This window comes from Saccharothrix xinjiangensis, assembly GCF_039527585.1.
In the GTDB taxonomy this organism is placed as follows: domain Bacteria; phylum Actinomycetota; class Actinomycetes; order Mycobacteriales; family Pseudonocardiaceae; genus Actinosynnema; species Actinosynnema xinjiangensis.
On the sequence record NZ_BAAAKE010000014.1, the window covers coordinates 19,548 to 31,835 of the forward strand.

13 protein-coding genes are annotated in these 12,288 nt (G+C 74.4%); 1 reads left to right on the top strand and 12 read right to left on the bottom strand.

What is annotated here, in order from left to right; genetic code table 11:
• Positions 1-108 precede the first annotated feature (108 nt).
• The 10 genes from ABD223_RS25320 to ABD223_RS25365 form a co-directional block, all read right to left on the bottom strand.
• The gene (locus ABD223_RS25320) at positions 109-1,359 is read right to left on the bottom strand and encodes an SGNH/GDSL hydrolase family protein (protein ID WP_344038979.1); all 1,251 of its coding nucleotides are present in this window, start codon (positions 1,357-1,359) and stop codon (positions 109-111) included.
• A gap of 5 nt (positions 1,360-1,364) precedes the next feature.
• Positions 1,365-2,045: a polysaccharide deacetylase family protein gene (locus tag ABD223_RS25325; protein ID WP_344038980.1), complete on the bottom strand. Its 681-nt coding sequence runs from the start codon at positions 2,043-2,045 to the stop codon at positions 1,365-1,367.
• A gap of 97 nt (positions 2,046-2,142) precedes the next feature.
• Complete coding sequence (pcaC, locus tag ABD223_RS25330) at positions 2,143-2,526, bottom strand: 4-carboxymuconolactone decarboxylase (protein WP_344038981.1); 384 nt, start codon at positions 2,524-2,526, stop codon at positions 2,143-2,145.
• The gene (gene pcaD, locus ABD223_RS25335; protein WP_344038983.1) at positions 2,523-3,293 is read right to left on the bottom strand and encodes a 3-oxoadipate enol-lactonase; all 771 of its coding nucleotides are present in this window, start codon (positions 3,291-3,293) and stop codon (positions 2,523-2,525) included. Before pcaD ends, pcaC begins: the two co-directional genes overlap by 4 nt.
• Positions 3,290-4,657 (bottom strand): 3-carboxy-cis,cis-muconate cycloisomerase, encoded by a 1,368-nt coding sequence (gene pcaB / locus ABD223_RS25340; RefSeq protein ID WP_344038984.1) that lies wholly within the window; start codon positions 4,655-4,657, stop codon positions 3,290-3,292. Before pcaB ends, pcaD begins: the two co-directional genes overlap by 4 nt.
• Positions 4,650-5,225: a protocatechuate 3,4-dioxygenase subunit alpha gene (gene pcaG, locus ABD223_RS25345; RefSeq protein ID WP_344038985.1), complete on the bottom strand. Its 576-nt coding sequence runs from the start codon at positions 5,223-5,225 to the stop codon at positions 4,650-4,652. The genes pcaB and pcaG overlap by 8 nt, the downstream gene beginning before the upstream one ends.
• Positions 5,212-5,946: a protocatechuate 3,4-dioxygenase subunit beta gene (gene pcaH / locus ABD223_RS25350; protein WP_344038986.1), complete on the bottom strand. Its 735-nt coding sequence runs from the start codon at positions 5,944-5,946 to the stop codon at positions 5,212-5,214. Before pcaH ends, pcaG begins: the two co-directional genes overlap by 14 nt.
• A gap of 52 nt (positions 5,947-5,998) precedes the next feature.
• Positions 5,999-6,730 carry a CoA-transferase subunit beta gene (locus tag ABD223_RS25355; protein ID WP_344039154.1) on the bottom strand — a complete coding sequence of 244 codons (732 nt, stop codon included), beginning with the start codon at positions 6,728-6,730 and terminating at the stop codon, positions 5,999-6,001.
• 20 nt (positions 6,731-6,750) lie between these two features.
• A complete protein-coding gene (locus tag ABD223_RS25360; RefSeq protein WP_344038988.1) occupies positions 6,751-7,563 on the bottom strand; it encodes a CoA transferase subunit A in 813 nt (270 codons plus the stop codon).
• Positions 7,564-7,591: 28 nt separating this feature from the next.
• Entirely contained in the window at positions 7,592-8,770 is a 1,179-nt protein-coding gene (locus ABD223_RS25365; protein ID WP_344038989.1) for a 4-hydroxybenzoate 3-monooxygenase, read from the bottom strand.
• 149 nt (positions 8,771-8,919) lie between these two features.
• Between ABD223_RS25365 and ABD223_RS25370 the strand changes: the two genes are divergently transcribed.
• On the top strand, positions 8,920-9,702 hold the full coding sequence (locus ABD223_RS25370) for an IclR family transcriptional regulator (protein ID WP_344038990.1): 783 nt from the start codon (positions 8,920-8,922) through the stop codon (positions 9,700-9,702).
• Here ABD223_RS25370 and ABD223_RS25375 read toward each other — a convergent pair whose 3' ends face one another.
• Complete coding sequence (locus ABD223_RS25375; RefSeq protein ID WP_344038991.1) at positions 9,703-10,146, bottom strand: hypothetical protein; 444 nt, start codon at positions 10,144-10,146, stop codon at positions 9,703-9,705.
• Between the two features lie 111 nt (positions 10,147-10,257).
• A complete protein-coding gene (locus ABD223_RS25380; RefSeq protein WP_344038992.1) occupies positions 10,258-11,634 on the bottom strand; it encodes a glycoside hydrolase family 6 protein in 1,377 nt (458 codons plus the stop codon).
• Positions 11,635-12,288: the final 654 nt, after the last annotated feature.

Genomic DNA, 12,288 nt, shown 5'->3' on the forward strand with positions numbered 1-12,288 from the left:
TCGAACGGCCCGGGGCCCCGGGTCCGGGGCCCCGGGTCGTTCACCGCGCCGGGGGGAGGTCGGTGCGGGGACGGCCACCTCGTCGTGGCGTCCCCGCACCGGGCCGGGTCACCGGAACAGGCGCAGCGGCACCGCCTCGGCCATCGCGGCCATGCCCGCGTCGTTCGGGTGCAGGTGGTCGCCGCTGTCGTAGGCGGTCCGCAGGCGCTCCGGGTCGGCGGGGTCGCGGGTCGCCGCGTCGAAGTCGATCACGCCGTCGTACTCGCCGCCGGTGCGGATCCACCGGTTGACCTGCTGGCGGGCCGCCTCGTTCTCGGGGCTGTGGAAGCCGAGCGTGTCGCCCTCGAACGGCAGGATGGTGCCGCCGTAGATCCGCACGCCGGCCGCGTGGGCGCGGGCGATCAGCTGGCGGTGCGCGCCGATGATGTCCTCCGCGCCCACCTTCTCCGACAGCGGCGCGCTGGTGCCGGGGTGGCCCAGGTCGTTGACGCCGAGCAGCACCACGACGTGGCCGACGCCCGGCTGGGCGAGCACGTCGCGGTCGAAGCGGCGCAGCGCGGACTGCCCGAAGTAGTTCGCGTAGCCCTCGGCCGGGTGCCCGGCGGGCGGGTTCGGGTCGTGCAGCAGGCGGTTGCCCGAGATGCCCTGGTTGACCACGCCCAGGTCCCGCAGCCGCCGGTCCTGCTGGAACCGGCGGGCCAGGAGGTCCGGCCACCGCCGGTTGGCGCCGCGCGTGGTCTCCGCGCCGTCGGTGATGGAGTCGCCGAGCGCCACCACGGCCTCGCCGCGGCCGGACACGCTGACCCCGGTGAGGAAGTGCCACTTGCCCAGCACGGCGGTCGGGGTGATGTCGGCGGCGCCGGTGGCGTTGCCCGCCGCGACCCAACCGTCCTGGTACGGGAACGCGTGCACGGTGTTGCCGCGCGTCCGCTTCGGCAGGTGGATGCTCACCACCAGGTCGGAGTCCGCCCGCACGGGCAGCGCGACCGGGTCGCTGAGCAGCGGCGCGCCGGCCGGGACGGTGACCGAGGCGCGCCCGCCGAACGTCAGCCGCCGGTCGGTGCGCGGCTCGATCGCGGTCCCGCCGGCCCGCCGCGCCACCCGGGCCTCCCCGATGACCAGGGGCTCGGCGCCGAACTCGTTGGACAGCCGCACGCGCACGCTGCCGCCGCCGACCGACAGGTGCACGACCTGCCGCAGCGTCTGGTCCTCGAAGGACGTGGTGTCCGAGGCCGGGACGGTGGTCGGCGAGGTGCCCCACGCCGCGACCCAGGACAGCGACCCGTGCGAGGACGCGGTCGCCGGGAAGGGCACCAGGAGCAGCAGCGCGACCAGCAGGGCCTTCCAGGGGCGCTTCACCGGCGTCACCGCTTCGCGGGCAGGTCGAAGCGCCAGCCCCCGGCGCGCAGCTCGGGGATGATCCGGTCGACGGCGTCCACCGTCTGGCCCCGGTCGGCGGGCCCGTCGTGCAGCAGGACCACCGCGCCCGGCGTGATGCCCTCGCGCAGCCGCTCGACCAGCTCGTCCGTGCCCGGCGGCTCCCAGTCGGCGATGGTCAGCTTCCAGCCGAGCGACTTCATGCCCAGCTTCGCGGCGACGGCGGGCGACTGGCCCCAGGAGCCGTAGGGCGCGCGGAAGTAGCGGATCGGCGGCGCCCACGGCACGGCGCGGCGGATGGCCGCGCTGGTCTGCCTCAGGTCGGCCTCGATCCGCTCCGGCGTCCACGTGCCCAGGTCGTCGTGGTGCATGGTGTGGTTGCACAGCACGTGCCCGTTCGCCACGATCGAGCGAACGATCCGCGGGTGCTGCTCGACGTAGTCGCCCCACAGGCAGAACGTCGCCTTGACGCGGTGCTCGCGCAGCACCCGCAGCAGGCGCGGCGTGTCCTCCGGGTTGGGCCCGTCGTCGAAGGTGAGCGCGACGGCGCGACCGCCGTGGCGCGTCGAGTCGATGATCTTGATCTCGTCCCCCGGACCCGCCTGGGCGGTACCGGTGACCAGGCCGAGGACCAGTCCGGTGGTCAGGACGACCGCTCTCCACCGCATGGGGGCAACCTCTTCTCGTTCGGACACCGCAGCGGGCGGCACCACTATCCGTTCAGGTGCTCCCCCCCAGCCATACGTTTCGCGGATGTTTCGAGTCTCAACTGGGGGCCGCGTCCTGCTCGGCCAGCGTCCGCTGGGCGACGGCGAAAGCGGCGTTGGCGCGCGGCACCCCCGCGTACACCGCGGTGTGCAGCAGCACCTCGCCGATCTCGTCCGGGGTCAGGCCGTTGCGGACCGCCGCGCGCACGTGCAGGGCCAGCTCCTCGTGGCAGCCCAGGGCGGTGAGCAGGGCCAGGGTGAGGCAGCTGCGCGTGCGGCGGTCCAGGCCCTCGCGCGCCCACACCGAACCCCAGGCCGCTTCGGTGATGTAGTCCTGGAACGGTCGGGTGAAGTCGGTCGCGGCCGCGGTGGCGCGGTCGACGTGGGCGTCGCCGAGCACCTCGCGGCGCACCTCCGTGCCCTGTTCGTGCCGTGCGTTCAAGGGTTCACCTCCAGGTGGCGCAGCACCTCGTCGGTGAAGCGCCCGGGTTGTTCGACGTTGCCGAGGTGGGCCGCGCCGGCCACCACCTCCAGCCGCGCGCCCCGGATGGCGCGGGCGATGCGTTCGCCGTGCTCCGGCGGGGTGGCGGGGTCTTCGGCCCCGGACAGGACCAGCGTGGGCGCGGTGATGCGCGGCAGCACGTCGGTCAGGCGCATGGTGGCGATGGCCGTGCAGCAGGAGGCGTACCCCTCGGCGGGCGTGGCGGCGACCATGTCCCGGTAGCGCGCCGCGCGCCCGGGGTCGGCGGCCAGCCAGCCGGGGGTGAACCAGCGCGCCACCACGGCGTCGGCGACGGCCACGGCGCCGCCCGCGCGCACGGCGGCGGCCCGTTCCGCCCAGCCCTCGGGCGGCCCCGGCGCGGTGGAGGTGCAGCACAGCACGAGGCCGGCGACGCGCTCTGGGTGGTGCGCGGCCAGCCACATGCCGACCATGCCGCCCAGCGACAGGCCGACCCAGTGCGCGCGCCGCGCGCCGAGCCGGTCGAGCAGGGCGGTCGCGTCGTCGGCGAGGTCGGCCAGGCGGTAGGGGCCCGGCGGCACCGGTGACGCGCCGTGGCCGCGGTGGTCGTAGCGCACCACCCGGAACCCGGCCTCCGCCAGGGGCCGCACCTGGGGGTCCCACATGCCCAGGTCGCTGCCCAGGGAGCCGGACAGCACGACGACGGGCCCGTCGGGCGGCCCGTGCTCGACGTGGTGGACTTCGGTCACCGGTCCGCCTCCCTGGAGGTGAGCGCGCGTGCGACGAACAGCTCCGCGTTGCCCGTGCCGGTGGCCGGGTCGAGCAGGCGGGCGAGGTGGGCGCGGTCGAGGTGCGCGCCGACGAGCGGGTCCCCGGCCAGGACGTCGACCAGCGACGCGCCCCCGTCCGAAGAGCCCTCGCCCGGAGCGCCCGGCCCGGCGAACCGGTGGCAGCACGCCGTCACCGCGTCGTGGGCGTCGAGCCTGCCGACACCGGAGTCCACCAGCGCCGCGGTGACCCGCTCCGCCGACAGCAGTCCCCCGGTCAGGTCCAGGTTGGCGCGCATCCGGTCCGGGTCCACGCGCAGCCGCTCCAGGCTCGTGCGCAGCCACCGCGCCGCCGAGCCCGCGCACCGCAGCAGGTCCGCCAGCGGCCGCCACTCGGCGTGCCAGGAGCCCGCGGCGCGCTGGTGCTCGTGCGCGGCGTTGGCCAGCAGCGTGGCGACCAGGCCGGGCGCCTGGGCCGCGGCGGCGGACGCGGCGACCGCGGCCACCGGGTTGCGCTTGTGCGGCAGGGTGGACGACCCGCCCGACCCGTCGGGGCCCCGCTCGACCACCTCGGCGACCTCCGCCTGGGCCAGCAGCACCACGTCGCCGGCGGTCTTGGCGACGGCGCCGCACACCGCGGCGAGCGCGCCCGCCACCTCGCCGACGCGGCCCCGCTCGGTGTGCCAGGGCAGCACCGGTTCGGCCAGGTCGAGCCGCCGGGCCAGGGCGGCGAGCACCGCCGGGCCGCGGTCGCCCAGCGCGGCCAGGGTGCCCACCGCGCCGCCGTACTGCACGGCGAGCCGGGGCCCGAGCGCGCGCAGCCGCGCGGCGGCCGCGTCGATGCCGGACAGCCACCCGGCGGCGGTGAACCCGAACGTCACCGGCGGCGCCTGCTGGAGCAGGGTGCGACCCGCCTGCGGGGTCGCGGCGTGCTCGGCCGCCAGCCGCGCCAGCAGGTCGCCGCACGCCGCCAGGTCGACCAGCAGGGCGCCCACCGCCCGCCTCGTGACCAGGACCGCGGCGGTGTCCACCACGTCCTGGCTGGTGGCGCCCAGGTGGACGTGCCCGGCGGCCGGTCCGCCGACGCGCGCGGTGAGGGCGCGCACCAGCGGACCGGCCGGGTTGCCGATGCCCGCGGCCCGCGCGCCGATCTCCGCGGCCGAGTAGTGCTCGGCGCGGCACCGCGCGGCGATGGCGCGGGCGTGCTCGACCGGGATCACGCCGACCTCGGCCTGGGCGAGGGCGAGCGCCGCCTCGAAGTCCAGCATGGCCTGGAGCCACGCGGTGTCGCCGACGAGGTCGCGCACCGGGCCCGCCGCGAGGACGCCGTCGAACAGCTCAGACATCGAAGAACACGGTCTCCCCGTCGCCCTGCAACCGCACGTCGAACCGGTAGCCGTCGTCCGCGCGGGTGGCGATCAGCGTGTGCCTGCGGTCGGCGGGCACGGCCAGCAGCACCGGGTCGGTGGCGTGCGCGTCGGCGTGCTCGGGGAAGTAGACGCGGGTGACCGCGCGGTGCAGCATGCCGCGGGCGAAGACCGACACGTCGACGTGCGGCGCCTGCGGCGCGCCGTCCGGGCCCGGCACCGGACCGGGCACGACGGTGTGGACGGCGTAGCCGCCGGCGCGGGTGTCGGACCGGCCGAAGCCGCGCCAGCCCGCGACCGGGCCGCGGGGGTCGTCGGGGTGGTCGAACCGGCCTTCGGGATCGGCCTGCCAGGTCTCGACGAGGGCGTCGGTGACCGGAACGCCCCCGCCGTCGAGCACCCGGCCGCGCAGCCACACCGCGCCGGGCGTGCCCTCGGGCACCACGTGCGGGCCGTCGTCCCAGACCAGTCCGATGTGGAGGAACGGGCCGACGGTCTGCGACGGCGTGGTGGGCAGGGCCGCGTTCCCGGGGTCAGTGCTCGTCATCCTCGTCCTCCTCCTCGAACGGGGTGGCGGCCGACCCGCGCAGCACGATGTCGAACTCGAAGGCGAGCGCCCACTCGGGGCGGGTGCGGGACAGGTCGAAGCGGGACACCATGCGGCGCCGGGCGTCCTCGGGCGCGGAGTTGTAGATGGGGTCCTGGCCGAACAGGGGGTCGTCCGGGAAGTACATCTGCGTGACCAGCCGCTGCGTGAACGAGCGGCCGAACAGCGAGAAGTGGATGTGGGCGGGCCGCCAGGCGTTGTCGTGGTTGCGCCACGGGTAGGCGCCGGGCTTGACGGTGACGAACTCGTAGCGGCCCAGCGCGTCGGTGACGGTGCGGCCGACGCCGTCGAAGTGGGGGTCGAGCGGTGCGGGCCACCGGTCGCCGGTGTGCCGGTAGCGCCCGCTCGCGTTGGCCTGCCAGATCTCCACCAGCGAGTCGGGCACCGGGCGGCCGTCGCCGTCCAGGACGCGGCCGAACACGACGATCCGCTGCCCGACGGGCTCGCCCGCGTGCTGCCGCGTCAGGTCGTGGTCCAGCTCCCCGACCCGGCCCGGCCCCAGCAGCGGCCCGGTGACCTCGGTGAGCAGGTGCGGCAGCAGCACCAGCGGCTGCCGCGGGTGGCGCAGCGACGTCGACCGGTACCCCGGCGAGTCCAGCGGCGGGTGGCTGTCGTGGTCGCGGCGGTAGCTCGGCAGCACGAGCCGCGACGGCGCGGTCACCTGTTCTCCTCGGGTCACGGGTCCTCCTGGACTTCCGGCGCGAAGACCTCGTTCACCGCGAGGCCTCCTTGAGGGCGCGCAGCGCGGCCAGCTCCTCGTGGGTCGGCGCGGGGTTGACCACCAGGTCGGGCGAGACGGCCAGGTCCCAGCCGGTGGCCGCGCGGACCTGCTCGACCTCGACGCCGGGGTGCACGGCGGTCAGCACCAGCTCGCGCGTCACCGGGTCGGGGCGCAGCTCGCCCAGGTCGGTGACCACCAGGGTCGGTCCCCGGCCGGGCAGTCCGAGGGCTTCCCGCTCGCCGGGGCCGCGACCGTGCCCGAAGGAGGTGACGAAGTCGACCCGGTCGACGAACGACCGCCTGCTCTGCCGCACCACCACGAACACCTCGCGGCACGACGCGGCGATCTCCGGCGCGCCGCCCGCGCCCGGCAGCCGCACCACCGGGTTCGCGTAGTCGCCGCCGATGGCGGTGGTGTTGATGTTGCCGAACCGGTCGAGCTGCGCCGCGCCGAGGAAGCCGACGTCGACGCGACCGGGCTGGAGCCAGTAGTTGAACACCTCGGGCACGCTCACCACGGCGTCGGCGGTCTCGGCCAGGACGCCGTCGCCGATGGAGGCGGGCAGCCGGTCCGGCTTCGAGCCCAGCGCGCCCGACTCGTAGATCAGCACCAGGTCCGGCGCGCGGGTGCGGCGGGCCAGGTTGGCCGCGGTGGAGGGCAGGCCGATGCCGACGAACACGCGCTGCCCGCCGACCAGCGCCCGCGACGCGGCCACGGACATCATCTCGTCGGAGGTGTGGCCGCTCACGACGTCACCCCCTCGGTGATCCCGGCGAGCCACTCGCCGAACCGGTCCCGGTCGCGGCTGATCGCGTCCCACGCGGCGTAGTAGTCGTTGTCGCGCTCGGAGTAGCCCTGCGCGTAGGACGGGTGCGCGCCGCCGGGCACCTCCGCCACCCGCGTCACCGCCCAGGACGGCAGCACGATCGCGCCCGGCACGGGCGCCAGCTCGTCGACCACCTCCTCGACGGTGACCAGGCTCCGCTTCGCGGCCAGCACGGCTTCCTTCTGCACCCCCAGCAGGCCCCACAGCTGCACGTTGCCCGCGCGGTCGGCGCGCTGCGCGTGGACCACCGAGACGTCGGGGTTGACCGCCGGCACCGCGGTCAGCCGCTCCCCGGTGAACGGGCAGGTGATCGGCTTGATGGTGGCGGTCACCCCGGGCAGGTCGGTGCCGGTGTACCCGCGCAGCACCGCGAACGGCAGGCCCGACGCGCCCGCCACGTAGCGGTTGGCCATGCCCGCGTGGCTGTGCTCCTCCAGCTCCAGCGGCGCGGGCCAGCCGTTCTCCACCGCGTCCCGGAACCGGTGCAGCGACCCCACGCCGGGGTTGCCGCCCCACGAGAAGACGAGCTTGCGCGCGCAGCCCGCGCCGATGAGCTGGTCGTAGACGATGTCGGGCGTCATCCGCACCAGGGTCAGGTCGCGCCTGCCCTGCCTGATGACCTCGTGCCCGGCGGCGACGGGGATCAGGTGCGTGAAGCCCTCCAGCGCCACCACGTCCCCGTCGTGCACCAGCTCGGCGACCGCCTCGGCCAGTGTTCCGATCAGCGCCACCCCGCCCCCTTCCGCATCGGTTGCTCCTTCAGCGCTCGACGGGCCAACCGGTGTAGGCCTCGGCCAGGTGGGTGGCCGAGGCCGTGCTGCCGGCGACCAGCTCCAGCTCGCCCAGCTGCCGCTTGAGGTCGAACGGCGAGCCGTCCGGGTCCCGGTGCAGCATCGAGGTCATCCACCACGAGAAGTGCTGCGCCCGCCACACCCGGCGCGCGGCGGCGGGCCCGTAGGCCTCCAACGAACCGGTGTCACCGGTGGCGAAGAACCGCTCCAGCGCGCGGGCCAGCACCACCACGTCCGCCACCGCCAGGTTGAGCCCCTTGGCCCCGGTCGGCGGCACCACGTGCGCGGCGTCCCCGGCCAGGAACAGCCTGCCGTGCCGCATCGGCTCGCACACGTAGCTGCGCATGGCGATGACGCTCTTGTCGACGATGCGGCCCTCGTTGAGGGTGAAACCGTCCTCGCCAGCGACCCGGGCGTTCAGCTCGGCCCAGATCCGGTCGTCGCTCCAGTCCTGCGGGCGCTCGTCGGGCGCGCACTGGAAGTACATCCGCTGCACGTCCGGCGTCCGGGTGCTGATCAGCGCGAACCCGCGCTCGGAGTGGGCGTAGACCAGCTCCGGCGACGAGCGCGGCGCCTCGGCCAGGATGCCGAACCAGCCGAACGGGTAGGCGCGGAAGTAGTCGGTGCGCTCCCCGTCGGGCACGGTGCGCCTGCTGACGCCCGCCGAGCCGTCGCAGCCGGCGACCACGTCGCACCGCAGCCGCACGGCGGCGCCGTCGGCGCCGGTGAAGGAGATGACCGGCTCGTCGGAGGTCACGTCGTGCAGCGCCACGTCCCGCGCGCCGAACCGGATGTCCGCGCCGGCCGCCAGCCGGGCCGCGATCAGGTCCTTGAGCACCTCGTGCTGCGGGTAGAGCCACACCGCCCGCCCGGTCAGGCCGGTGAAGTCGATCCGGTGGCCACGCCGGTCGAACCGCAGCTCGACGCCCTCGTGCCGGGCGCCCTCGGCCAGCGCCCGCGCGCCGACGCCCAGGTCGGTCAGCAGCTCCACCGTGCCCTGCTCCAGCACCCCGGCCCGCATGGTCCGCTCGATCTCCTCGCGACCGCGAGCCTCCACGACGACCGAGTCGATGCCGCGCTCGGCCAGCAGGAGGGACAGCACCAGTCCGGCCGGACCGGCGCCGACGATTCCGACTCGGGTACGCATGACCCTGAGCCAAGGACGGCGCGCGGCCGGCCGCCAGGAAGTCCTTCCGGCCAGTGGAAGACGGGGCAGATCCTGCCCGGATGCCGCAGCTACGGTCTTTCCGAACGGTGTTCACAACGGCGTGGTCATGCGACAAGAGGAGGCCCGGCATGGTGGTCCGCGGCGGTGCTCCCGGGCGCTCGGTGACCGGGCGGGCGCTGGCCCTGCTGGCCGCGTTCGACGCGGCGCACCCGAGGCTGACCATCACCGAGCTGGCCCGCCGCGCCCACCTGCCGCTGGCCACCGCCCACCGGCTGGCCGCCGAGCTGTCGTCCTGGCAGGCCCTGGACCGCGACGCGGACGGCCGCTACAGCATCGGGCTGCGGCTGTGGGAGACCGCGGCGCTGGCCCCGGTGTCGGGCAGGCTGCGCGAGACCGCCCTGCCGTTCATGCAGGACCTGTACGAGGCGACCAGGGAGAACGTCCACCTCGCCGTCCGCGACGGCTACGACGCCCTCTACGTGGAGAAGCTGTGCGGCCACCGCTCGGTGCCGCTGGTCTCGCGCACCGGCTCCCGGCTGCCGCTGCACCCGACCGGTGTCGGCAAGGCCCTGCTCGCCCACGCCGACCCCGGGTTCGTGCGCGACTACGCCGAACGCCCCCTGACCCGCTTCACCCCCTACACCATCACCCAGCGCGGGCGGCTGCTGCGCGAGGTCCACGCCACCGCGACCCGCGGCTACGCCCTGACCAGCGAGGAGATGACGCTCGGGTCGTGCTCGGTCGCCGTGGCCATCCCCGGCGACGGCCCCGCGCCCGCCGGCGCGCTGGGCATCGTGGTGCGCTCGGTGCGCACCGACCTCCACCGCCTCGTGCCGGACCTGCGCGCCGCCGCCGAGGGCATCGCGCGCCGCCTGGCCGACACCGGGTCCGCCCGGTCGCGCCGGACCTGATCAGGCGGCCAGCAGGCGCCGGAACCGCGCGTCGTCCTCGTCCACCGGCGGGTCGTCGGTCGAGGCGACGAAGAAGACCAGGAAGGTGCTGTCGGGCGCCGCGCCGGTCAGCAGGTCGCGCCACGACCACAGGTTCGGGTGCCGCACGTGCGTGGCCGCCTCCGCGGGCGCCAGGCGGTCGACCACCTCGGCGAACCGGTCGCGGTCCAGCCGGAAGACCGCGGTCGTGGCGACGTAGCCGCACACCGAGGCCAGGACGGCGGTCGGCAGCGGTCGCACCTCGCCCGGTCGGTTCACGTGGCCGTAGGTCAGGACCCCGGCGTCCACGCGCGCCACGGCGCAGGCCTCGGGCATGGCGAACCCGGGTATGCCGGCGATGAACCGCTCCCGGGCCGAGCGCAGGTCGTCGTCGGTCGCCCAGGCTTCGGGCCCTGCCGTGGTCATGACGAGGAGCCTAGTGCGGCGCGGCCGGTCGTCCCCACCCGCGCGGCGAACCGCCCCGGCGGGTTCCCACGGCGCTGGGGGAACCCACCGGGGCGCAGCACCCACCCGCCGTCAGAGCCTCGGGTGGGCGTTGGCCAGCAGTTGGCGGAACTGCGCGGAGAACCAGTGGCCGGAGAGCGGGGCGTTGGCCAGCGAGCCGGACGGGTTGTTGCCGTTGCGGGCGTTGCCGCCGTAGGTCGGGTCGCACATGCGGTCGAAGCCCTTGCCCTCGTTGTTCGGGATCTCCCGGCTGGCGCCGTCGGACTCGCCCGGCGGCTTGGCCCACACGTAGGCGTCGACGCCCGCCGCCGGGTTCGCCCTCGGGCGTTCGCCGATGCCCGCGCCGGACTGGTTGCACCAGTTGCCCAGGTGGATGCGCCGGTCGTAGCGCCCGCCGTCCACGTAGGCGTCGACGCTGGTGGTCGGGCCCTTGGCGGTCGGGCGCTGGGAGCCGCCCCAGCCGTTGCGGGAGGTGTCGACGAGCATGCCGATGTTCGACGGGAAACCGGCGCTGATCAACTGCGTGCGGAAGGCCTGGACGAACGACAGCTCGTCCGCGTACCGGTTCCAGTCCACCCACTTCGACTGGCGCACCGAGGTGCCGTTCACCGTGTCGTTGATGGTGAAGTGGTCCTCTTTGAGGACGCCGTAGTTCGCCGTGTTCGAGATGAACCCGGTGACGTTGTCGACAGTGCTGCCCGAGGCGCGGGCGGCCTGGGCGAACAGCGTCGCGGAGGCGCTGAAGTTGTCGTCCCACCCGATCCAGCCGTGGTGGGCGGCGTCGATGTAGTTGTAGACGTTGCCGATCGCGCCGAGCTTGGCCAGCGCGTAGCCGACGCCGTTGACGTAATTGCCGTTCGCCAGCATCCGGTCGCACATGGCGGTGGCGGTGGGCCGGCTGCCGACGTTGGTGACCAGGTTGGGCAGCGAGTCGATCTCGATGATCGTCACGATGCGCAGGTTCGCGTACTTCGACTCGCCCATGATCGCCGCGATCCGGTCGATGTACTCGGTCTTGTACCGGGGCAGGTCGTCCGGACCCAGTTCGCCGTTGGACGCCAGCGCCGCGCAATCGCGACCGGGCAGGTTGTAGATGACGAACTGGACCACCAGCTGCCGCCCGGCGGCCTGGCTCACCGCGTTGTCCAGGTGCGCGCGCAGGCCGCGGGCGCCCGACGTGCCGTCGATGGCCGCGATCCGGTCCATCCAGACGAAGGTCGGCTGGTTGGCGATGGCGGAACCGCCGTCGCCGCGGGCCTTGGCCGCCCAGTCCGGGTTGACGTACACCGAGGCCCCGGCGTACGGGTTGTCGACGCGCGCCGCGGCGGTGACGTCGGCGGCGGCGGGACCCGCGCCCACCACCACCGCCGAGGTGAGCGCGAAGGCCGCGGCCGCCGCGATCCCGCGGCGCAGCACTCGTCCCCGGAACCGCCTTGAAGATGACTCCATCGGCATCTCCGATCCCTGTTCAGATCATTGCGGGCGGCGGATTTCGGGAATTCTCCCGTCGACCGACCGTAGCAGGGGGCACGTGGCCCGTGAAGAGCTGTTCGGGGCTTCCCATTGCAGTCGATCAATAGGCCCGCGGTTTCACCGGCGCGAAAATATCGACCCAGCTAGAATTCGACTCGAATTCTCCTTCGAACGCATCGCCCGCGGTGACCCCCGGCGCCGGCCGCGGCGGCAGGCCACGCGCCGGGCACGACCGGCACGGGATCGACCGAGCCGCCGGGGGCAGCCCATCGCGGACCACTCGGCCGTTGCCCTGTGGCCAAGCGGGCGTCGACGTCAACCTCCGTGCCGAAAAATCCGCCGATGGGGTGAGATCACTCATCACGTCGCCACGGCGGGAAGCCTGCGGTGAACTGGGGGTTCCGCCCACCACGCAATCGTTCGCGAACAATCGAAATTTCACCCTGATTGATTCAATTCGTGGCGACGGAGTTAGGCGTCCCCTACTCTGCGCACAGGTGCCGATGAAAGGAAAACCATGAGCGAACTTCCCGGCCTGCCCCTCGTCAGTTTCCTCGCGGACGAGGTCGCGGTGCTCCCGGACTGGCAGGTCTCCCTGTCCGAAGGGGACAGCGACTGACCTGTTCCGCT

What these genes read in the sequence shown, in the direction of transcription:
- pcaB (WP_344038984.1), bottom strand. Translation starts at nt 4,657, where the DNA reads ATGTCTGAGCTGTTCGACGGCGTCCTCGCGGCGGGCCCGGTGCGCGAC.
- ABD223_RS25325 (WP_344038980.1), bottom strand. Translation starts at nt 2,045, where the DNA reads ATGCGGTGGAGAGCGGTCGTCCTGACCACCGGACTGGTCCTCGGCCTG.
- ABD223_RS25355 (WP_344039154.1), bottom strand. Translation starts at nt 6,730, where the DNA reads ATGATGTCCGTGGCCGCGTCGCGGGCGCTGGTCGGCGGGCAGCGCGTG.
- ABD223_RS25380 (WP_344038992.1), bottom strand. Translation starts at nt 11,634, where the DNA reads ATGGAGTCATCTTCAAGGCGGTTCCGGGGACGAGTGCTGCGCCGCGGG.
- ABD223_RS25365 (WP_344038989.1), bottom strand. Translation starts at nt 8,770, where the DNA reads ATGCGTACCCGAGTCGGAATCGTCGGCGCCGGTCCGGCCGGACTGGTG.
- pcaG (WP_344038985.1), bottom strand. Translation starts at nt 5,225, where the DNA reads ATGACGAGCACTGACCCCGGGAACGCGGCCCTGCCCACCACGCCGTCG.
- ABD223_RS25370 (WP_344038990.1), top strand. Translation starts at nt 8,920, where the DNA reads ATGGTGGTCCGCGGCGGTGCTCCCGGGCGCTCGGTGACCGGGCGGGCG.
- ABD223_RS25375 (WP_344038991.1), bottom strand. Translation starts at nt 10,146, where the DNA reads ATGACCACGGCAGGGCCCGAAGCCTGGGCGACCGACGACGACCTGCGC.